Source organism: Nostoc sp. DedQUE12b, from assembly GCF_034530835.1.
Lineage (GTDB): Bacteria > Cyanobacteriota > Cyanobacteriia > Cyanobacteriales > Nostocaceae > Nostoc.
Genome location: NZ_JAVRCI010000011.1, coordinates 45,262 through 66,241 on the forward strand (window position 1 = coordinate 45,262; position 20,980 = coordinate 66,241).

The window sequence follows — 20,980 nt, forward strand, 5'->3', positions numbered from 1 at the left end:
TACAGAACCTCTTCCCCTTTTCTCGACTTATGCAAGAAGTCTAGTGAATTTCAAAGTAGTCAAGTACACAACAATTTGTCGTAAATCCAGGTAATGCATCCTGTTTTACTCCTGAATTCTGACTCTTGAATTCTGAATTCTGGTGTAACTTCCTTTACTTAAGGTGAGAGCGATCGCAATGGTAGGGATAAAGCCACTCACACTTGAAAATTCCACGGGTATGTTTTTCAAAAAATGTTCCTGCATGGCGTCCAGGTGATATGTCGATCCCAGCTTTCGTTTTAATCTCATATAGCCAGGGAAAGGCTACTACTAAAATAGCTATGACAGTCAAGAAGTAAAAAAGGGTAGTTCTAATATTCAGAAATATTAGGGAATTGCTATTTTGATTTTGAGGCATAGAAATGAGAGAGAAACTAATAGCTCATACCATCGTAACCTAAAGCTGAAAATATCGCCGAAAACGTGGATCGATATTATCTGTTTTCTGATGATTACAGGTAAAACAGAGAGTTTGAAGATTGCTGATATCATTTTGACCCCCACGAGCGAGGGGAATGATATGATCGATGCTGAGGTTAGTTTCTACATTAGTTTTACCGCAGTTTCGGCATTGATATTGGTCGCGTTGAAAAACATATTTTTTGACTTCCGGCGGGATACGAATGCGGTGAGTTTTGCTCATTTGTTTTCTAGTTACTCAGAAATTCTTCCAAACTGGGTATGTCTAACCAACTTGATTTTTGATGCGATTCATGAGATAAATCCATCAACAACTGAGAATAAATTCCTTCGCGTAGTGATGGTGTAATTTCCTGATTGCGGTCAATTCCTTGCACCCATTGGTCTACTACGCGGATAAATGCTGAAATACGCCCATCAGCATAATTTTTGGGAAAAATTAATCGATTTGGTATTTCTATTTCCGCCAAAGGTTTACCTGGTTGGGAAGCCCAAACACGAAAACCATGTATATAATCTTTTTGATTTTCACTACCCACAATTAATGTACCGCGATCGCCATAGACTTCTACCCAATGGGTTCTTGCTGCATGAACAACCGCACTGATAGAAAGTTGGCAAGGTGTACCATTGGCTAATTCCAGGGTTAAGATACAGTTGTCATCTGTATTCACTGCTTTAGATTCCCCGCTAATCGGGTCAACTCGTGTAGGAATAGCAGTACTCAAATAAGCGTTTAATCTACGCACTGGCCCGAATAACCAGTGAATATAATCGAAGGCGTGAGAACCCAAAGATCCCAATGCACCACCTCCTTTCTCTTTATCAGAATACCAATTCCAAGGGCGCGAAACATCAGCACGAGAAGAACCTAACCAATCAATTTTAATTAGGCGTAACTCACCCACATAGTTTTCTGACAATAATTCTGCAAACAATTGCCATGCTGGTACAAAGCGAAATTCAAAGTCCACAGTTGCAATGACGCTTTTTGCTTTAGCTAATTGATAAAGTTCTTTCGCCTCAACTGCATTTAAAGTTGTTGGTTTTTCTAGTAATAAATGTTTTCCAGCCTGCAATACGGTTTTTGCCATTTCATAGTGCAAAAAGGGCGGTGTCGAAATGCTGACGGCTTGCACTTCTGGTAATGCCACAATATCTGCAAGTGAATCGTAAGCGTGACGAATATTATAGGATTCTGCTATGGCTTTGGCTTTATTTATATCTCGGTGATAGACAGCAACTACCTCAGTTCGAGGATGTGCTTGGAATCCCGGTATGTGGACTTTTTGACCAAATCCAGTACCTGCGATCGCAACTCCAATCATATAATTTTTATCCCCATGTTTATGCAAATTATTATTTTCTTCATATTCTTTGAGCAAGCATATCTAATATAATATGTAGTTATCTCAAACTTTTTAGGCAATATCTTTCCTCCGATTTAGCGGTTGCTATTGAGTTAATAACATCTAGCGATCGCTCTTTTGAATCTAGTATACTATCAGATAGCCTGATCGCACTAATTGTAAAAGGGTAACGATAATGCTCACTATTGTAAGCTTTAACAGCAGCAAAAGTCATCTACAAAAGATTCTAGTATAACTTTGAATAAAATTAGTGACATAAGTATAATCAATAAGCTATTTAAAGTATTTTTTATTCGATTGATAGAACTATTATTAGTCACTGCTAAAGTAAAGTTAGTTAATACTAAAATCAAGGATATGTGTAAATCTTCAGTGAATAGTCGGAGTTTAAAACCACCAGGAATAGCTGCACCCATAATGAGATTACGTAACTCAAAGGGACAAACCAATATTTTTCGGTTAAAGGGGGAAGGGTTTGAATTTACCTTTACCCCAAGTCCAATAACTTTTCTCCAAACTAAAAGAGAAATTGTTGAGTAGACCTCTTGCATAAGTCGAATAGACCCCCCTTAATCCCCCCTTATAAAGGGGGGAAACTTGAAATCTTGCGCCCTCCCCAATACATACGGGGAGGGTTGGGGAGGGGTGATTCAAGGATTTTTGCAAGAGGTCTAGTTTATCGGAAAAGTATTGAGGGGCACATAGTTGTTGTGTTTGGTTTAGATTGTGGTAAGATATGCGATTCGTAAATTTGGATTGCGTAGATGTAGCCTGCTAGCGTAGCTTTTTAAAGTAAAACCTTTGAAGACTTCATCAACTTGGGCGATCGCAATCTGACAGTTGACATTGAGTACTGACAAAACCTTTTGGGATACCCAATAGCAAGGTTATTGTAGATAAGCTATGACTCCAATAAGTCTGTTTGCGATCGCATTCAGGAGAATGTATGAATTGACGTATAAGTTATATGAGATGAGTTTGCTTTAATTTGTATATCTATCCTACCTTTCCTACCTTTCCTACTTTTAATTAAATTACGTATTTAAAATAACGAAATACTAAAAAACATTGTTTTTAAGAAAAAGGTAAAATATAAGCCATAAGGGGGAAGAAAGACCCTAAATAAATTAGTTAATTTTAAAAGCCAGTAATCAAACTAATCATATTAACGAATATAAATGGCAATACATTAATTACGCTAATTACAACATTTGATTTAGATATTATCAAAAAACTTAATGAAACTCAAACTTTAAAGTGACATAATTATAAATCAATAATTAATGATTAAAAGTTTCTTTTAATTAATAACTGGAGATTCAAAAACTGGTCTATGGCACGACGTTCGTTGAAAGCATCTACTGTAGGTATTGAAAAAGCAAAAAGGGCTTTTAAAATCCGAGAATGGACACAAGAGTATTTAGCTACTGAGGTAGGGCTTGAGACTCGACAGCCAATCTGGAAGTTTTTTACAGGTAAACCGATTGAGCGTCAGAACTTTATGGAGATATGCTTTCGACTCGGTTTAGATTGGCAAGACATTGCTGAACTACCCAATCAGAAGCTACTGATAAAAAACAACCAGGAATGGGAAGACTGCCAGGATGTCGAAAGTTTAGTGCAAATGCTGCGATCGCGTCTAAGTGATAAGATTAAATCTCAATGTGCCACTACGCGGTTGTTAGATATCGATCAACCAATTCAACTAGAAAAAATATATGTCAGTACTAATATTTTGAATAATATTACAAGTCGAAGATGGTTAGATATCCTCGATCTACAAGGCTTAATTACAGAAGAATTCGACTGTTTTAATTTTAATCAACTTTATCAAGAACGAGCCTCTGCAATACAAGCAGTTATCACCTATCCCAAATTAATGGTACTAGGTAAACCAGGATCTGGTAAAACCACATTTTTACAGTATATTGCCATGCAATGCAATCAAGGCAAATTACTATCAGACCAGATACCAATCTTTATTCGCTTGAAAAATTTTGCTGAGGATGCTAGAGAAACCGGAAATTACAGTTTATTGAACTATCTTAGTCAAGAGCTTGCTAACTGCGGTGCTTCAGATCAAGAAATTCAAACATTATTAGTTAACGGTAAAATATTAATTCTCCTGGATGGCTTAGATGAGATTCCAGAAGAAGATAACGCCAAAATTATTAGTAAAATTCGCAGCCTAGCTGAAAATTATTATAAAAATAAGTTGATTATTACATGTCGCATTGGTTATCAACAGTATCACTTTGAGGAATTTTGCGATGTTGAAATTGCTGATTTTGATTGCTCCCAGATTGAGGCTTTTGTCCAAAATTGGTTTGTCAACGTTAGCAAGAATTCCATAGAAAAAGGAAAAGCCTTAGCTTGTCAGTTTGTGCAAAAATTACAGTTGTTGGAGAATCAACAAATTCGAGAACTAGCTGTCAGACCACTTTTGCTGAATTTGGCTTGTTGTGTGTTTCAAGCCCGTTCAGACTTTCCAGTTAGAAGGGTCGAATTTTACAAGCAAGGATTGGATATTTTGCTCAATCGTTGGGATAAAGTGAGGAACATTAAACGAGATGAAATTTATCTTCATTTATCTTTAGCTCAGAAGCTTGAACTGCTGAGTCAAATTGCTGCTATTACCTTTAAACAAGGTCATTACTTTTTTACACAGAGTATTGTAGAGCAATATATTACAGACTACCTCTGCAACTTAAACATAGCTCAAACTGAGCCTGAGATGGTTCAACTAAATAGTGAAGCTGTGCTAAGATTGCTTGAGACACATGGATTACTGATAGAGCAGGCACGGGGAATTTACTCGTTCTCACATATAGCTTTTCAGGAGTATTTAACAGCTAAAAATATTGTTACTAGCCCCAACCCACAAATATTAGAAAAAAAATTAATCGATCTGGTTAGCCATTTGACAGAACCACGTTGGCGCAAAATATTTTTACTAACCGCTGGTATGTTGGATAATCCCACTTGTCTGTTGCAATTAATGAAGCAACAGATCGATCGACTTGTTGCCTTTGATCAACAATTAGAAAATTTCTTCAACTGGCTTAACCATAAATCTCTTTCAGTTCAGTCTACTCATAAAAGAGTCGCTACTCGTGCCTTTTATCTAACACTAGAACTTCTCGACGATCTGAGCTTGACTAATGACCTGGCTTTTTCCCTTGGCATTGATCTCAGGCTTACTAATAATCTTACCCCTGATTTAGCTTTAGATATAGCTCTTCAGTGTGCCCTTTACTTAAGCGTTGCCCTATCTAACGAGCCAACTTTAGATCGAGTTTTAGCTTTAAGCTTTGCTCTTCCCGATTGCCAAACTCTTGTCTGTAACCCTGACTTACAAAGTTCTTTGCAAAAACTCAAAGAACAATTACCAACTCTAGTCCAAGGTAGAGAAAAATTAAAACAATGGTGGAATGCTAACGGTCAAACTTGGACTAATGATTTGAGGTTGATGATAATTCGGTGGCGCAACATTGGTCATCAATGGCATTTTAGCGACCAGCAGAAAGAAATACTTAAGCAGTACTATACTGCTAGCCAGTTATTGGTTGATTGCCTCAATAGTGGTTGTAAAGTAACTTCCACCATACCAGAGAGTCTTTTAGCAACGTTATTGTTACCCACCCCTAAGATATTGATGAGAAACAGCATACAGCAGATTTATGAAGCATAGTATAGCAAAGTGCTGAGTGCTGAGTGCTGAGTGCAAAGTTCAAAGTGCTGAGTGCTGAGTGCTGAGTGCTGAACAAAAACCCGGTCGTTTCAAGCCTTTGAGCAATCAACACTGTCCTAACTTATGTGACTACGGCTATAGTAACAAGTTTTAAAAGTACTGTTTTTAGGGTGAGTATATGTAGTATAAAATTTTTTGCAATATTTCGTCCATTGGCTGAAATTTAACCCTGAATGTATGTATTAAATTGCAAATTTTTGAACTGACTCAGCAACTGGTGTTGCTCAGTTTGATTGACCAACTGGATACAAAACGGGACTGAAAATATACGTTAATTCATACATTTTCGTAAACGCGATCGCAAACGTACTACTGACACAGTATTAAGTATTACTAAATTATTAATTGATAGCGATTGTGGTGGTACTAACGCCAAATATGCTGCGAATGCATTAATGAGCTAAGTATATGTGTGTTTCTGTTTTTGAGCAAACTGACGTAGCGTTTCAGCAGTAATGAAATAAATTTGCAGTGAATTGTCGGGGGTAATTTGCAAAACTTGACTTCAACACCTTCTGGCTTCTGTGCTGAACCACTTGCAAAAAGCGAGGTAGTCACAGTAAAAGGTAAGTTTTTCTTTATTAGAGATAAAAAGTTTTTTCTTAAAGGAGTGAGTTACGGCCCTTTTTCCATCGGTAGCCACGGTGAGTCTTTTCCAGAAAAATCAGTTGTGGAAAAAGATTTCGCCATGATAGCAGAAATGGGGGCTAACTGTCTGCGTACCTATACTGTTCCACCTGATTGGCTGTTGGATCTAGCTGCAATCTATGGTCTGAGGCTGTTAATTGGTATACCTTGGTCTCAGCATATTGCCTTCCTTAACTCTTCTGCTGTACAAGCAGAAATCCGTAACTGCATTGTTCAAGGAGTTCAAGTTTGCCGGAATCATCCCGCCACCTTTGCTTATTTGGTGGGCAATGAAATTCCTCCAGATATAGTCAGATGGCATGGAGCAAAACCAGTTCGAGCTTTTATTAAAGAGTTAATGGCGGTAGCAAAAGACAGCGATCCCGAAGGTTTGGTGAGTTATGCCAATTACCCCTCTACAGAGTATTTAAATATTGACTTTACTGATTTCTCATGCTTCAACGTTTACTTGCATCGGGAAACAGATTTTCGTCGCTACCTCTCACGACTCCATAACCTAGCCGAGGATAAACCTCTAGTGCTGAGTGAGTTTGGCGTTGACTCAATGCGTGAAGGAACCCAAGCCCAAGCCGAAATTCTCTCTCAAAAGCTGTCATCTAGTTTTGAGATGGGAGCAGCTGGGACAATAATATTTTCTTGGACTGATGAATGGTTTACCGGCGGATATGCCATACAGGATTGGGCTTTTGGTCTAGTTGACGCCGAACGGCTCAAAAAGCCCGCCTTCGAGACAGTTCAGCAGTATTACACAGCGCCTCTGCCGCCAGCGCTACCTGAGTATCCCAAAGTCTCAGTGATTGTATGCGCGTACAATGCTGAACGCACGATGGATAGTTGTCTAGCTTCTCTCAAAGAACTCAACTATCCCAACTATGAAGTGATTGTAGTTAATGATGGATCGAGCGATCGCACTCTCGAAATTACTCAGAGTTACGACTATGTACGCCTAATTAACCAAGAAAACAAGGGATTAAGCGTCGCCCGCAACGTCGGTATGGCCGCCGCAACTGGCGAAATTGTGGCCTATACAGATTCTGATTGTATGGCAGATCCAGACTGGCTTACCTATCTGGTTGCCAAGTTTCTCTCCTCTGGACTAGCTGCCGTAGGCGGGCCAAACTTATCTCCCCCAGAAGACTCTCTTGTTCCCGCCTGCGTTGCCGTCTCTCCTGGCGTACCTACCCACATACTTTTGAGTGATGAGGTAGCAGAACATATTGCTGGCTGTAACATGGCTTTTCGTCGGGACGTTCTACAAGAAATTAACGGCTTCAACCCGATATTTCGTACTGCTGGGGATGATGTCGATATCTGCTGGCGACTACAAGATCGAGGTTACACCATTGGTTTTAGTCCAACAGCAATCGTATGGCACTTTCGCCGTAACACAGTAGCTGCCTATCTCAAACAACAGCAAGGTTATGGCAAGGCAGAAGCACTCGTTTATTTTCAGCATCCCTACCGCTTTAACCTTCTGGGACAGCCCTCTTGGTTGGGGAGAATCTACGGAGATTTATCTACATTTCTTCGTATCGGTCAACCAGTTATCTATTCTGGGGTGTTTGGTCGTGGTCTGTTTCAAACCTTGTACGAGCCTTCCTCCTCTCTGATCTCTTACCTCCCCCTGACACTGGAGTGGAATGTCGCAGCTTTGATCCTATTTGTCTCTGCGCTTTTGTCTGGCGATCGCCCCTGGTTGGGTGCAGTAATGTTCCTTATCTCTTTTAGCTGGTGTGTAGCTGGTGCTATACAAGCGCGGATTGACTCTCGTTTTCTCAAAAGAAGGGCACGGTTGCTGGTGGCGTTACTAATTTACCTGGGGCCAATTGTACGTAGTATAGAGCGCTACAAATGGCGAATCAAAGAACTTAAGAAAGCCCAGCCGATAAAGTTTGACGATCTGTAAATCAAAATAGAAGCATTAAAAAAAATGACTCAAACACTAACTCAAGCAGATTTATTTCAGTTTGATTTGCCAGCCAGCAGAGTAAATATTTCCTGGCGCGATCGCGCCTATGAGTTGTCCTATTGGACAGAAACAGGAATAGAGAAGGAGAACCTGCTGCAAAAGGTAATGGATTTACTCGTGCCTTGCAAGTATTTCATTGCAATGGCTCAAGGCTGGAGCGACTGGGATCTAGAGATTTACCAAGGGATTTGGTCAAAAGTTCAGCTGAAAGTATGTACCGAAAATCATGGAGGTAACAAAAGAGTTTTGCGGGTGCGGTGTGCCCTGAGAATGTCACAGCTAGCCATTATGGCTATGGTTGGCTATTGTCTATTTACAATTGTGGCGATCGTTCTGGGAATGCCAAAAGTAGCAACAGTCACAATTGCAGTAGGTATGCTCAACAGTGCTTTCATCTTATATCAGAACTTCCAGTTGGGGCGTATTCTCTATCAAGTACTGGAGATTCTTGCCAAAAGAGTGTACTTACTGCCAATACAAACCAACAGCAACAAGTCTGTCTTAGAAAGTGTATTACAGCCATGACTAACGTCTTGGTACTCCAGTAAGCAAATGGCCAGACGGGAGGTAAATCTGTAAGTGAGGCAAGAGATCAAAGCAATAATGCATCGATACGGGCAGATGCTCCGATATCCGCTGCGCCACTGGCGCACCTTAATCGCAATCCTCGGTCTCACGGCTGGCGCTTCAGCTACCGCCACACTTCAACCTTGGCCAATGAAAATTCTGGTGGATTATGCTTTCGGACAGGCAGTCATCCCCCCGCTGGTTCGCTCATTCCTGGGGACTTTTAACCTGGCGCTTACACCATCACTGCTGGTCATTGTCGCTGCTGTTTGTAGCCTTGGACTTTATGCTCTAAACGCTATCCTAGAAACTAGCCTCAATTGGGCCTGGAGTGCTGCTGGGCAAAGTATGGTCTACGAACTGGCCCAAAAACTCTTCTATCGTTTGCAACGCCTTTCACTGCTGTTCCATAGCCAACGGACTGTCGGTGATTCCCTCAGCGGTCTAGCCGGAGATACCTATTGCGTTTACACCTTGAGCAGTGCTTTGCTGATTTCACCTGTGCAGTACCTGCTGACGCTAGCAACTATTAGCATCGTCGCCTGGAATCTGAGTCCTTTACTAACGCTGCTTTCGCTTTTCGTAGCCCCAATAATGGGCGGTTCAGCCCTTGTTTTTGGTTCCCGACTCAAGCGCCGGACAAAACTTAACCGCGAAGCTCAGTCCCGCCTCACCAGCTTTGTCCACCAAACAGTCACAGCAATTCCCATGATTCAGGCATTTGGTAGAGAGAGTTACAATACCCGGCAGTTTGAGCATTTAGCCGCAGACGCAGTTGTTCTCTCACAACGCGAAACTCTGCTCAAGAGTGTTTACGGTGTAGCAAATGGTACTGTGACAACAATTGGTACTGCGATCGTTCTGTATGTGGGTGGCCAGCAAGTGTTATTGGGGGTTATGAGTATCGGTAGCCTGCTTGTATTCTTAGCATATCTACAATCTATACAAGCAGCATTTAAGGGTCTATTTGGCATTTACGGGAGCCTGAAGTCTGTAGATGCCAATATAGATAGAGTCTTAGAAGTTTTAGATGCTCAAGATGGGGTACAAGATGCCCCTAATGTTAGACCATTGCCAGTTCGTCCGCCGGGAGGACGCGGACACGTATGTTTAGAGAAAGTCACCTTCGGTTACGAACCTAACTATCCCGTCCTCAAAGAAATTACCCTGGAAGCGCGACCCGGAGAAACGATCGCCCTAGTAGGTGCGACAGGTGCTGGTAAGAGTACACTGGTTTCCCTGATTCCCCGCTTTTTTGACCCCTGGCAGGGACGAGTCCTCTTTGATGGGGTGGATGTCCGAGATGTACAACTGGCAAGCTTGCGCGAGCAAATTGCCCTGGTGTTGCAAGAACCGTTTTTGCTGCCCCTCTCGGTGGCGCAGAACATTGCCTACGGGTGTCCAGAAGCAAGTTTAGAGAAGATTGTCGCAGCAGCCAAAGCATCCAAGGCGGACGACTTCATCCAACAGTTGCCCCAAGGGTATGACACCCTGATTGGCGAAAGAGGAGCACTCCTCTCTGGAGGACAGAAACAGCGAATAGCGATCGCCCGCGCCCTGCTCAAGGATGCGCCAGTACTGATTCTCGATGAACCTACTTCTGCCCTGGATGCCCAAACTGAGAATTTACTGCTGGAAGCTTTAGATCGCCTGATCGAAGGACGGACTACGTTTATCATTGCCCATCGACTTTCGACGATTCAACGAGCAGATCGGATTGTGGTTCTGGAACAAGGAAAGGTTGTAGAGATGGGAACGCACCAAGAGTTGATGGCTATTGGTGGTTTCTACCAGCGTTTGCACTCCTTGCAGTTTTCCAAACCGGCGCAGGAGGTCGTTCTATGAAACTGTGGTGGCTGCGACTTGCACGTTACGCCCTGGTTCGTTGGCGCGGACTTACCTTTGTCATGCTGCTAATGCTAATTAATGTCGGGCTGAATGTACTCAAACCCTGGCCTTTGAAGTTGATCGTTGATTGCGTCCTGAACAACCAAGCGCTGCCAAATAGCGTTGTTTGGCTCAAAACCTTGCCTGGTAGTGAATCCAATATGCAGTTGCTCGGTTGGTTAACAGGTGCCACAATCGTTCTATTTTTATCTGGTGAGGGAGTTCGGCTGATACAGGAATATGTTGGGGCTGGTGTTGGCAGCCAGATGGTTTATGACTTGGGAGCAGCACTGTTCGATCGCTTACAGCATCTTTCTTTGAGATTCCACAACCAACAGCGTGCTGGCGATCTGGTTAGGCGAGTCATGACTGACAGCATCTGTATTCAGAATCTGGCGATGGGGGTTTTTCTGCCCGTGCTTACTTCTCTGGTGAATTTGGTCGCAATGTTCGGCGTGATGTGGCAGATTAATCACCTGCTTTCACTGCTCTCGTTGATGATTGCTCCTTTAATAATCTTACTAATTTGGGTCTTTAACCAGCCCATGACTGAACGAACCTATCATTATCAACAATTTGAAGGTGAGATCGTCGCACTCAGCGAGCAGACCTTGACAGCAATACCAATTATTCAAGCATTCGGACGTGAAGCACACGAAGATGAGCGCTTTCGCTACCTGTCTCAAAAAGCCCTCCAAGCTTATGTGCGCTCTATCTTTGCCCAAATGCAATTCAAAGTTGGGGTGGGCGGGGTAACAGCAGTTGGAACAGCAGCAATCATGGCTTACGGTGGCTTCCAGGTTTTGGATGGGTCACTCTCAATTGGTTCTTTACTAGTTTTCCTCTCTTATCTCGCCTCCTTGTACGTGCCGATGGCGACTCTAGCTTATATGTCGTCCAGTTTAGCGGCAGCAGCAGCTAGTGCTCGAAGAGTGTTAGAGGTTTTGGATGCTCAAGATGGGGTGCAGGATGGTGCTACTGCCAGACCATTGCCAGTTCGTCCGTTGGGAAGACGAGGACACGTATGTTTAGAGAAAGTCACCTTCGGTTACGAACCGAACTATCCCGTCCTCCAAGAAATTACCTTAGAAGCGCGACCGGGAGAAACGATCGCACTAGTAGGCGCAACGGGTGCTGGCAAAACTACCCTAGTCTCCCTGATTCTCCGTTTTTTTGATCCCTGGCAGGGACGAGTTCTCTTTGATGGGGTGGATGTCCGAGATGTGCAACTGAAAAGCCTGCGCGAGCAAATTGCCCTAGTGCTGCAAGAACCATTTTTGCTGCCGATAACTATTGCTGAGAACATTGCCTATGGCTGCTTTAATGCTAGCCGTGAAGCGATCGCCAAAGCCGCCCAAGCTGCCAATGCTGACACCTTTATTCAACGATTACCTCAAGGTTATGACACGGTAATTGGTGAGCGCGGAGCCACACTTTCAGGAGGAGAAAAGCAACGATTAGCGATCGCCCGCGCCCTGCTCAAGGATGCTCCAGTGCTAATTCTGGATGAACCAACCTCCGCCCTGGATGCTCAAACCGAGTTTCTGCTGCTGGAAGCATTAGAGCGACTGATGGCAGGACGGACTACGTTTATTATTGCCCATCGCCTCTCGACAATTCAACGAGCTAACCGAATCGTAGTTTTGGATCGGGGGAAAGTAGTAGAGATGGGAACTCACGAGGAGTTGCTAGCGGTAAGTGGCTATTACAAGAAGCTGTATAAATTACACTTCGGCTCAACCCAACCAGCATCAGCCTAGAAACTTGAAGCCTGCAAAAGGAGCTAACTACAACAAATGCCAAAAACATCCCCCATAGTTCTAGTTCTCAATGCCGATGACAAATTCGCCATGCCTATATGCAGCGCTCCCCTGAAATTGTGAATGATTTAAATAACCAGCCATGCGATCGCCAGACAATAGCTCTTCCACCCAATGTCCAGGTGGGACTCAACAGTGTTATCAATCACGATCAGCGCTGTTTTGCTCGCTTTCAGAGCCGCGTCAATCCCGCGCTGCTGGTTGGAGAAAACTGCACATTGGATTATGTCCACTTGGCGCTGGGCGAAACTGCTAGGGTTGAAATTGGAAACTATTGCTATTTGACTAGTGTTATCCTGCTTTGCGAACAGGAAATTTGCATCGGCAACTATGTGGTTTTGGGATGGAATACCACGACCGCTGACACTGACTTTCATCCGATCGCGCCGGCAGAAAGAATTGCAGATGCGATCGCCTGCTCTCCTCTGGGAAAAGGACGGCTCCGCCCTCCTGTGATGTGCCAGGCGGTGATCATTGAGGATGATGTTTGGGTTGGCCCTAATGTCACGATCCTTAAAGGAGTTCGCATCGGTGCTGGAGCTTGGATTGAGGCTGGGGCATTGGTGACACGGAATATACCACCACGTAGCAGGGTGATGGGCAATCCAGCCCAGGTGATTGGGGAGGTAGAAGCCTAATGGAAGCCACACGAACATTGCCTTGGGACTGGTATCCGGGAACGATTCCCGACAATGTTGTTTTAGGAGACGACACTTATATTGAGACTAGTCTCAGCTTTAAACTTTACCGCAGCCAATTGCCAGTAGGGCTACGATTGGGTAAAGGATCTGCTGTATATAAAGATACTATGTTTGACCTGGGTTCCGACGCTCAGGTAAAGGTAGGGGAATATGCATTGATTCATGGTGCCCGCATCGTCTGCGATGCCGAATTGAAGATTGGCAATTATGCTTTAATCTCCTGGCAAGTCGTCCTCATGGATACTTACCGTTTACCATTCGACATTGGCAAGCGACGAAAAATTTTAGAACAAGCATCGTGTCAACCTTCTCAATCCTTTAGCGCCGATGTCCCAGCCCAACCAATTTGGATTCAAGATAACGTCTGGATTGGATTTGATGCCTGTATTTTGCCGGGAGTGACAATCGGTGAAGGGGCGATCGTTGGTGCCCGATCTGTTGTTAGCGAGGATGTTCCACCGTATACCGTTGTGGCTGGCAATCCGGCTCGGATCGTTCGCCAGTTAGAGACAGGAGGTAGCAAGCATGAATTGTGAACCCCCTACTAAGGGAAAAATTATTGTCTTCGGGATTTTGTTTTGGTATCCCCTAGCAGGAGTAACTTATCAATTTCTCCACTATATGCTTGGGCTGCGTCAACTCGGCTATGATCCCTACTACATCGAAGATTCAGGACGCTGGATTTATAACCCCCTAATCAACGATCTATCTCCAGACGCTAGCGAGAACATTAAGCGAGTCGCACCAATTTTGGAGGACTATGGCTTTAAAGAGCGTTGGGGATTTCGCGGCCACTATCCAGGGGGCGAGTGTTATGGGATGAGCGAAGCCCAAATCTTAAAGCTATATAGCGAAGCAGACGCATTCTTGAATGTAACTGGCGCTCAAGAAATCCGTGAGGAGCATTTAGCTTGTCGTCGCCGCATCTATGTTGAATCTGATCCAGTTGGATCTCAAATTCGGGTTGTTCAGGGAGACAAAACCTTAATTACCGATCTGGAAGCCCATGATACACACTTTAGTTTTGGAGAAAATCTGGGCGCGCCTGATTGTGGAGTCCCAACTTCCCGCTTTGAGTGGTTGCCGACTCGTCAACCGATCGCAACAGATTTGTGGCATACCTCAGATAACACGCCTGGCATCGCTTACAACACCATTACCACTTGGGATAACAAGGGAGGTAAAGATATTACCTATCAGGGTGAAACCTATTACTGGCGCAAGGCACGCGAGTTTGAAAAATTTATCGAACTGCCGCAGCAGCGCTCAGTGCAATTTGAGATTGCGGCGGCTGATGTCAGCCAGGATGTGGGATACCTGCTGCAAAAATACAGTTGGAGTCAGGTAGATTCAATGGAACTCTCCCAAAATCTGAATTCTTACCGCAGTTATATCCAGCGATCGCGCGGTGAATTTACTGTAGCGAAAGATCAATACACACGACTACATAGTGGCTGGTTTAGCGATCGCTCTGCCTGTTATTTGGCAGCAGGCCGTCCTGTGATTACCCAAGAAACAGGGTTTAGCAAATTCCTGCCCACAGGTAAGGGATTGTTTGCATTCAACACTATGGAAGATATTCTGGCAGCAGTGGATGCGATCGAAAGCGACTACGAAGGCAATTGTCGGGCAGCCCGCGAAATTGCCTCAGAGTACTTTGCCGCAGAGAAAGTGATTGGCAGTCTTATGGAGCGAGCAGGGTTATAAGCATGGCACGCATTGTGGTTTGTGGCTATATGATTCGATATCCCGTAGCAGGAATGCTCTTTGTCTTCTTTCACTATCTGCTGGGGTTGGCACGGCTGGGGCATGACGTGCTGTATTTGGAAGAAAGTGGCTGGTCGCAATCCTGTTACAATCCCGTGCGCCAGGAGTACAGTGATGATCCACTACCAGGATTTGAGATTATTCACGCCGTGATGGCTAAATTCGATTTACAAATCCCAATATGCTATGTCAATCGCGAGTCTGGCCAGAGTTGGGGGGCAACCTGGGACGACTTAAAGGAGATGCTAAAAGGGGCTGATCTGCTACTGAATATTGGAGGGGTTTGCTGGTTGCCTGAGTTTCGTCTGTGTCATCGGCGTACTCTGATCGATCTAGACCCTTTCTTTACCCAGATCGGGCGCTTTGCGGTCGAGGATTTGGACGAATATCAGATGTATTTTAGCTATGGTGGCAATATTGGTAAGTCCGATTGTACGGTTCCGACGCGCGGAATTGATTGGCATCCTACGGTTCCGCCTGTGGTGCCTGAAATTTGGCAGAAACGGGCGACTGTGAACGAACAACCCATTGTAGAAAGTATTACAGATGCTCCCTTCACGACAATTGCTAACTGGAATGCTTATGGAGGGATCGCCTATGCAGGGGAGTATTACGGGCAAAAGAGTGAAGAATTCTTGCGGTTGCTGAACCTGCCAAACCATACAGCACAACGTTTGGAACTGGCGCTTTCTGGGGCAAGTTCGGAGATTCAAACGCAATTTTTAACAGAGGGATGGCTGATACGAGGCGGTGGAGCGGTAAGCGTAGACTTATCAACCTATCAAACGTATTTAATCAATTCACGCGGAGAATTTAGCGTGGCGAAACAGGCTTATGTCAAAACCCGTAGCGGTTGGTTTAGCGATCGCAGTGTTTGTTATCTCGCCGCTGGTCGTCCCGCAATCTTACAAGATACTGGATTTAGCGATTGGCTACCGACGGGGCAAGGTGTGTTGGCGTTTTCATCTTTGGAAGAAGCGGTAGATTGCATTGATCGCGTCAATAGAAATTATCAGGCTCACTGTCAGGCAGCAAGGGAATTAGCCGAGCAATTCTTTAGTTATAAAGTGGTGCTACCTCGACTACTGGAGACAGCTTTAACCACGAATATACCTTATATATCTTCATTTCCCTGACTGCCAATAAAGAAGAAATCATCAGCTAATCAAAACATTTAACAAATTTAAAATAAATATGAGAGATTAATCAAAAATGAACACTCAATCACCAAAGGTAAGTATTGGTCTTCCTGTTTATAACGGAGAAAACTTTATTAAAGAGGCAATTGATTCTATCTTGAATCAAACATTTGAAAATTTTGAATTAATCATCTCTGATAACGCTTCGACCGATTGCACTGAAGCAATTTGTCAGGCGTATGTAACTCAAGATCGGCGAGTTCGTTACTATCGTAATTCAGAAAACCTTGGAGCTGCCGACAATTTTAACCGTGTGTTTCAAATGGCTACTGGCGAATATTTCAAATGGGCCGCTCACGATGATGTCTGTGCGCCTACTTTTCTAGCCGAATGCGTCAAAGTTCTCGATCGAGAACCGACAATCATCTTGTGTCATGCCAGAACAATCACTATTAATGCTCAAGGAAAACCTTTCAAACAGTTAAAATCTAACGCAGAGATCAATTCAACAATTCCTTACAAAAGATTTCGAGAGTTTATTAGCGAGGAAATTTTCCAGTCATCTAATCCGATATCAGGGCTAATTCGAGCAGATGTTTTAAACAAAACTCCTTTGCTGGGAAATTATCCGGCCCACGATCTGCCTTTACTTGCGGAATTAAGTCTTCATGGAAGATTTTATCAGATTCCTGAGTATCTCTTCTACAGTCGAGACCACAGTCAGCGGGGATCGCGTGCCTTTGATTATCGCCAACCTCATAAGGCTATTGTCTGGTTCGACCCCAAAATGGCTGGAAAGCTGATTTTCCCTTCTTGGAGGATGTTTGCTGAATATATGGCAGGCATCAATCGAGCGCCTTTGAGTTGGCGCGATCGCTTACTTTGCTACGGTGAACTAGCCAACAGGATAAAAAATCATCAACAAGATTTGGTGCGTGATTTGATTATTGCCACTGAATACTTACCTGTTATTGGTTCAAAACTTGCTAAAGCTTATAGCAAAAGCTCTGAAGCACGCTGGCTAAAGCAAGTTAGACAATCGGTAAAACAATTGGAAACCATTATCCCCAAAGAAGAAACCTTTATTCTCGTTGATGAGAACAAACTTGGTAAAGAGACTTTTTCCCAGTGGAGAACTATACCTTTTCTAGAACACGAAGGAAAATACTGGGGTTTACCTGCGGATGACAGCACTGCTATTCAGGAACTAGAGCGGTTGCGCCAATTGAGAGCCAGCTTTATTGTTTTCGCTTGGTCTTCCTTTTGGTGGTTCGATCATTATTCCCAGTTTTACGACTACTTGAGGACAAAGTTCGACTGCATCCTAGAAAACAATTATTTTGTCGTATTCAATCTCCAGCGCGAACTGGAATTTACAGTTCAAAACGAGTTAGAAAAAGTTGAAGTCGGATGATTATAATTTTTGCTAGTGCTATCGGTCGATTTCCCATAGGCGGCAACGCTTGGTCTGACCTACAATACCTTCTGGGTCTGCGTGCCCTTGGGCATGATATTTTCTATTTGGAAGAATGCGGTTTAGAGTCGTGGGTTTATAAATGGCAAACTGAGGAATTTACAACCGAGTTAGACTATCCCACCAATTATGTAAGAAACTGCCTGGAACCGCTGGGCTTTGCAAACAAATGGATCTACCGCGCAGGCGATCGCTCTGTCGGGATGCAGGTTGACGAGTTTAAAGACATCTGCTCCCAAGCTGATTTGATGATTGTCCGTGGTTCGCCAGTTTCTCTCTGGAGAGAGGAATATGGATTGCCGCAGCGCCGCATTTATATTGATGCCGATCCCGGTTTCACTCAGATTAACATTGCTTGCGGTCATGGAGAATTAGTACAGACAATTGAACATTGCGATCGCTTGTTCACGATTGGACAACGCATTGATGCCCAAGACTGTCGTATCCCCACAAACGGTAAGCATTGGCTCAAGACATTACCTCTTGTAGCACTGCCTTACTGGCCAGTGACTCAAAACGATAACTCCACCCACTTCAGTTCGATTATGCAGTGGCAAAGTTATCGCGAGGTGGTCTACGAAGGAGTCACTTACGGTAACAAGGATAAAGAGTTTTTAAAGTTTATTGATATACCACAACTTACCAAACAGCAGTTTCGGATTGCCTTAAGCGGCGGCTTTCCTAATGAACTATCGCAGTCGGGCTGGGAGGTAATTCCCGGATGGCTGGCATCCTTTACACCAGAATCTTACCAGAAATTCGTCCAAGCATCCCGCGCTGAGTTTGGAGTCGCAAAACAGGGTTATGTTGCTACCAAAGGCGTCTGGTTTAGCGATCGCAGCGTTTGTTACCTCGCCTCCGGTAAGCCAATTCTAGTACAAGACACAGGTTTAAGCGATTGGTTGCCCATCGGAGAAGGGATTTTAACTTTTTGCGACCAACAGGAGGTAATCAAAGGTGTAGAAGCCATCAACGCTGACTATGAGCGACATCAGTATGCAGCACGGAGGTTAGCAGAGGAATATTTTGACTCAGATAAAGTTCTTTCGTCTCTGCTAGAGGCGGCAATGAACTAACTGCCATTCAGTTTAGGAGATATTATGACCTCAACAGTAACTATCGGCTTTTCTCCTCGCGAACAGTTTTCTCTGGCTGCTGAATGTTTGCAGCGAATTTTTGATTACACCTGTATCCCTTTTAACCTGATTGTGGTGGATGGCAACACCCCAAAGGTATATTGGCAGCAAATCGAAGAGGTGCTACAAGGGCGCAGCAATGTCAAGATCATTCACGCGAATGATTACCTAATGCCTAACCAAGCAAAAAACTTGGTGATTCAAGAAGCCAAAGATGATTTTGTGTGTTTTATCGAGAATGATGTTCTGGTTGAGAAGGGCTGGTTATCCTATTTGATCGCTGCCTGTGAAGAACATCCCGCAGATGTGGCAATCCCACGCATTATTGAAGGGCCTTTAGGAGAGACAAAAATTCACTGGGACCCAGGCTTGGGTGAGGTTCAGCTAGTACAAACAGCCAACGAAGTCAAATGGGAAATCTTGCCACCTACAGGCGATCTTCAACTCGATAAAGGTTGCGATCGCCGGACGATAAAGTTGTCTGGAGAAGCTCATTGTCAGCTTTATCGCCGGAGTGTTTTTGACAAAGTTAATCCTTTTGATGGAGATGTTATTTATCTAGATTGGATTGATTCTAGTTTGGCTTTATATAATGCCAAAATTCCAATTGTGTTTGAGCCGAAATCTATTATTCATTTTTGGCATCCTTATCCCCCCCATCTAGATGAACTCGACTATTTTTGGCAAAGATGGGATCTTCAACAAGCTGCTAGCGAGATCGATCGCATTCAAAAAAAGTGGAATCTGGTTCGTGTAACCGCAGATTTAGATTTTGTCATGGAGCGAAATCGTATCGGTCAGCTTCATGCAATTAGAGAAGAACTCAAAACTCTGATATCACCGCAGGAATCATTTATTTTGGTCGATGAGGACATCCTGAACGGTAACGAAATCATCAAAGGTTTCCAGACTATCCCCTTTACGGAACACAACGGGCAGTATTGGGGGCAACCAGCAGACGACGAAACGGCTATCCGAGAATTTAATCGCCTGCACCAAATAGGTGCTAGTGCGATCGTTTTCCTTTGGCACACTTTTTGGTGGCTGGACTACTACGTTGAATTTTATGACTATTTACGTCAAAAATTCCCCTGTGTGTTGCGAAATGACTGTGTGATTATATTTGACCTACGCTTATGCAAAAACCTCTAGCCAGTATTATCATCAATAACTACAACTACGGGCATTTTCTGCCTGAAGCGATTGAAAGTGCTTTAAATCAAGATTATCAGTCGACAGAAGTAATTGTGGTTGATGATGGCTCAACGGATAATTCACGGCAGATTGTTGCTGATTATGGAGAACGCATTATCCCTCTGTTAAAGGAGAATGGCGGTCAAGGCTCCGCATTCAATTCCGGGTTTGAGATTAGCCAAGGTAAAACGATCTGCTTCTTGGATGCAGATGATGTTTTACTACCTAGTGCGATTGGAAAAGCAGTTGAACTGCTGCACGATCCAAATGTAGTTAAGGTACATTGGCCTCTGTCTGCCGTTGACGTTCATGGCAAGCTGTTAGGAAAGTTAATTCCCGAAGATCCTTTGTCAGAGGGAGATTTGCGTGATGCCCAGATTAAAGGCGGTATAGAAGGTCATATTTTCTCCCCTACCAGTGGTAATGCTTGGTCGCGCAGCTACTTAGAAAAGATTTTGCCCTTGCCGGAAAGCCGCTATCGATTCAATGCCGATTCTTACCTAGCAATTCTTGCTCCCTTCTCTGGCAGCATCAAGCGCATTCCTGAATATCAAGCTTTGTATCGCATTCATGCCAGCAATGGCACTAGCAAGCGTAGTTACAAATGGCGACTTAACCACTATCACAATGAAGTGGCAGTCTTACGCGAGTATTTACAAGACCAGGGCATTCAAATCGATGATGCTTTTGAACACTGGAAAGGTTCTTATCATCAATCTCTGCAAAGCATGGTCGATTTGGGGCAAGAATTAGAATCCTTCATTCCTGGAGAACAAGAATATATTTTAGTTGATATGAATCAATTCGGGCAACATCAACTACTTGAAAATAGTCAGTCAATCCCCTTTCTAGAAAAAAATCGTCTCTATTGGGGCCCACCAACAAATGATGCGATCGCGATTCAAGAATTTGAGCGATTACACGGTGCAGGCGCAAGTTTCATCGTATTTGGATGGCCTGCCTTCTGGTGGCTTGACTACTATGTTGAATTCGCTCGCTATTTGCGTACTAAGTTTCGTTGTGTTTTGGAAAATGAGCGCTTGGTTGTCTTTGATTTACGGATTTTAGCTTGAACTACCTGGCCGTTATTACCAA

Annotated in this window: 17 protein-coding genes; 13 read left to right on the top strand and 4 right to left on the bottom strand. The window is 43.7% G+C overall.

Going from position 1 to position 20,980, the window contains the following annotated elements; all coding sequences use genetic code 11:
- Window positions 1-154 precede the first annotated feature (154 nt).
- The 4 genes from RMY16_RS08100 to RMY16_RS08115 form a co-directional block, all read right to left on the bottom strand.
- Entirely contained in the window at window positions 155-400 is a 246-nt protein-coding gene (locus RMY16_RS08100) for a hypothetical protein (RefSeq protein ID WP_322665712.1), read from the bottom strand.
- A 39-nt stretch (window positions 401-439) separates the two neighbouring features.
- Window positions 440-685: an HNH endonuclease gene (locus RMY16_RS08105; protein WP_322735944.1), complete on the bottom strand. Its 246-nt coding sequence runs from the start codon at window positions 683-685 to the stop codon at window positions 440-442.
- Window positions 686-692: 7 nt separating this feature from the next.
- Window positions 693-1,790, bottom strand: a complete 1,098-nt coding sequence (locus RMY16_RS08110) for a Gfo/Idh/MocA family oxidoreductase (protein ID WP_322736014.1) — start codon at window positions 1,788-1,790, stop codon at window positions 693-695.
- A 761-nt stretch (window positions 1,791-2,551) separates the two neighbouring features.
- The gene (locus RMY16_RS08115; protein WP_322735945.1) at window positions 2,552-2,692 is read right to left on the bottom strand and encodes a hypothetical protein; all 141 of its coding nucleotides are present in this window, start codon (window positions 2,690-2,692) and stop codon (window positions 2,552-2,554) included.
- A 473-nt stretch (window positions 2,693-3,165) separates the two neighbouring features.
- Here RMY16_RS08115 and RMY16_RS08120 point away from each other — a divergent pair, with 473 nt between their 5' ends.
- The 13 genes from RMY16_RS08120 (at window position 3,166) to RMY16_RS08180 (ending at window position 20,958) form a co-directional block, all read left to right on the top strand.
- On the top strand, window positions 3,166-5,523 hold the full coding sequence (locus tag RMY16_RS08120; protein WP_322735946.1) for an NACHT domain-containing NTPase: 2,358 nt from the start codon (window positions 3,166-3,168) through the stop codon (window positions 5,521-5,523).
- A gap of 559 nt (window positions 5,524-6,082) precedes the next feature.
- Window positions 6,083-8,137 carry a glycosyltransferase gene (locus RMY16_RS08125; protein WP_322735947.1) on the top strand — a complete coding sequence of 685 codons (2,055 nt, stop codon included), beginning with the start codon at window positions 6,083-6,085 and terminating at the stop codon, window positions 8,135-8,137.
- Window positions 8,138-8,161: 24 nt separating this feature from the next.
- The gene (locus tag RMY16_RS08130; RefSeq protein ID WP_322735948.1) at window positions 8,162-8,725 is read left to right on the top strand and encodes a hypothetical protein; all 564 of its coding nucleotides are present in this window, start codon (window positions 8,162-8,164) and stop codon (window positions 8,723-8,725) included.
- 96 nt (window positions 8,726-8,821) lie between these two features.
- Entirely contained in the window at window positions 8,822-10,612 is a 1,791-nt protein-coding gene (locus RMY16_RS08135; protein ID WP_322735949.1) for an ABC transporter ATP-binding protein, read from the top strand.
- Window positions 10,609-12,414 carry an ABC transporter ATP-binding protein gene (locus tag RMY16_RS08140; protein WP_322735950.1) on the top strand — a complete coding sequence of 602 codons (1,806 nt, stop codon included), beginning with the start codon at window positions 10,609-10,611 and terminating at the stop codon, window positions 12,412-12,414. The genes RMY16_RS08135 and RMY16_RS08140 overlap by 4 nt, the downstream gene beginning before the upstream one ends.
- Window positions 12,415-12,512: 98 nt before the next feature.
- Complete coding sequence (locus tag RMY16_RS08145) at window positions 12,513-13,112, top strand: acyltransferase (protein WP_322735951.1); 600 nt, start codon at window positions 12,513-12,515, stop codon at window positions 13,110-13,112.
- On the top strand, window positions 13,112-13,711 hold the full coding sequence (locus RMY16_RS08150) for an acyltransferase (RefSeq protein WP_322735952.1): 600 nt from the start codon (window positions 13,112-13,114) through the stop codon (window positions 13,709-13,711). Before RMY16_RS08145 ends, RMY16_RS08150 begins: the two co-directional genes overlap by 1 nt.
- Complete coding sequence (locus tag RMY16_RS08155) at window positions 13,701-14,882, top strand: hypothetical protein (RefSeq protein WP_322735953.1); 1,182 nt, start codon at window positions 13,701-13,703, stop codon at window positions 14,880-14,882. The genes RMY16_RS08150 and RMY16_RS08155 overlap by 11 nt, the downstream gene beginning before the upstream one ends.
- Window positions 14,883-14,884: 2 nt before the next feature.
- Entirely contained in the window at window positions 14,885-16,078 is a 1,194-nt protein-coding gene (locus RMY16_RS08160) for a hypothetical protein (RefSeq protein WP_322735954.1), read from the top strand.
- Window positions 16,079-16,154: 76 nt separating this feature from the next.
- Window positions 16,155-17,495 (top strand): glycosyltransferase family 2 protein, encoded by a 1,341-nt coding sequence (locus RMY16_RS08165; RefSeq protein ID WP_322735955.1) that lies wholly within the window; start codon window positions 16,155-16,157, stop codon window positions 17,493-17,495.
- A complete protein-coding gene (locus RMY16_RS08170; RefSeq protein WP_322735956.1) occupies window positions 17,492-18,631 on the top strand; it encodes a glycosyltransferase family 1 protein in 1,140 nt (379 codons plus the stop codon). Before RMY16_RS08165 ends, RMY16_RS08170 begins: the two co-directional genes overlap by 4 nt.
- A 24-nt stretch (window positions 18,632-18,655) precedes the next feature.
- Window positions 18,656-19,843: a glycosyltransferase gene (locus RMY16_RS08175; RefSeq protein ID WP_322735957.1), complete on the top strand. Its 1,188-nt coding sequence runs from the start codon at window positions 18,656-18,658 to the stop codon at window positions 19,841-19,843.
- Complete coding sequence (locus RMY16_RS08180) at window positions 19,828-20,958, top strand: glycosyltransferase family 2 protein (RefSeq protein ID WP_322735958.1); 1,131 nt, start codon at window positions 19,828-19,830, stop codon at window positions 20,956-20,958. Before RMY16_RS08175 ends, RMY16_RS08180 begins: the two co-directional genes overlap by 16 nt.
- The last annotated feature ends 22 nt before the right edge of the window (window positions 20,959-20,980 follow it).

Coding starts and splice junctions, on each gene's coding strand:
- RMY16_RS08100 (WP_322665712.1), bottom strand. CDS start 400: ATGCCTCAAAATCAAAATAGCAATTCCCTAATATTTCTGAATATTAGA.
- RMY16_RS08105 (WP_322735944.1), bottom strand. CDS start 685: ATGAGCAAAACTCACCGCATTCGTATCCCGCCGGAAGTCAAAAAATAT.
- RMY16_RS08110 (WP_322736014.1), bottom strand. CDS start 1,790: ATGATTGGAGTTGCGATCGCAGGTACTGGATTTGGTCAAAAAGTCCAC.
- RMY16_RS08120 (WP_322735946.1), top strand. CDS start 3,166: ATGGCACGACGTTCGTTGAAAGCATCTACTGTAGGTATTGAAAAAGCA.
- RMY16_RS08130 (WP_322735948.1), top strand. CDS start 8,162: ATGACTCAAACACTAACTCAAGCAGATTTATTTCAGTTTGATTTGCCA.
- RMY16_RS08135 (WP_322735949.1), top strand. CDS start 8,822: ATGCTCCGATATCCGCTGCGCCACTGGCGCACCTTAATCGCAATCCTC.
- RMY16_RS08140 (WP_322735950.1), top strand. CDS start 10,609: ATGAAACTGTGGTGGCTGCGACTTGCACGTTACGCCCTGGTTCGTTGG.
- RMY16_RS08145 (WP_322735951.1), top strand. CDS start 12,513: ATGCAGCGCTCCCCTGAAATTGTGAATGATTTAAATAACCAGCCATGC.
- RMY16_RS08150 (WP_322735952.1), top strand. CDS start 13,112: ATGGAAGCCACACGAACATTGCCTTGGGACTGGTATCCGGGAACGATT.
- RMY16_RS08155 (WP_322735953.1), top strand. CDS start 13,701: ATGAATTGTGAACCCCCTACTAAGGGAAAAATTATTGTCTTCGGGATT.
- RMY16_RS08160 (WP_322735954.1), top strand. CDS start 14,885: ATGGCACGCATTGTGGTTTGTGGCTATATGATTCGATATCCCGTAGCA.
- RMY16_RS08165 (WP_322735955.1), top strand. CDS start 16,155: ATGAACACTCAATCACCAAAGGTAAGTATTGGTCTTCCTGTTTATAAC.
- RMY16_RS08170 (WP_322735956.1), top strand. CDS start 17,492: ATGATTATAATTTTTGCTAGTGCTATCGGTCGATTTCCCATAGGCGGC.
- RMY16_RS08175 (WP_322735957.1), top strand. CDS start 18,656: ATGACCTCAACAGTAACTATCGGCTTTTCTCCTCGCGAACAGTTTTCT.
- RMY16_RS08180 (WP_322735958.1), top strand. CDS start 19,828: ATGCAAAAACCTCTAGCCAGTATTATCATCAATAACTACAACTACGGG.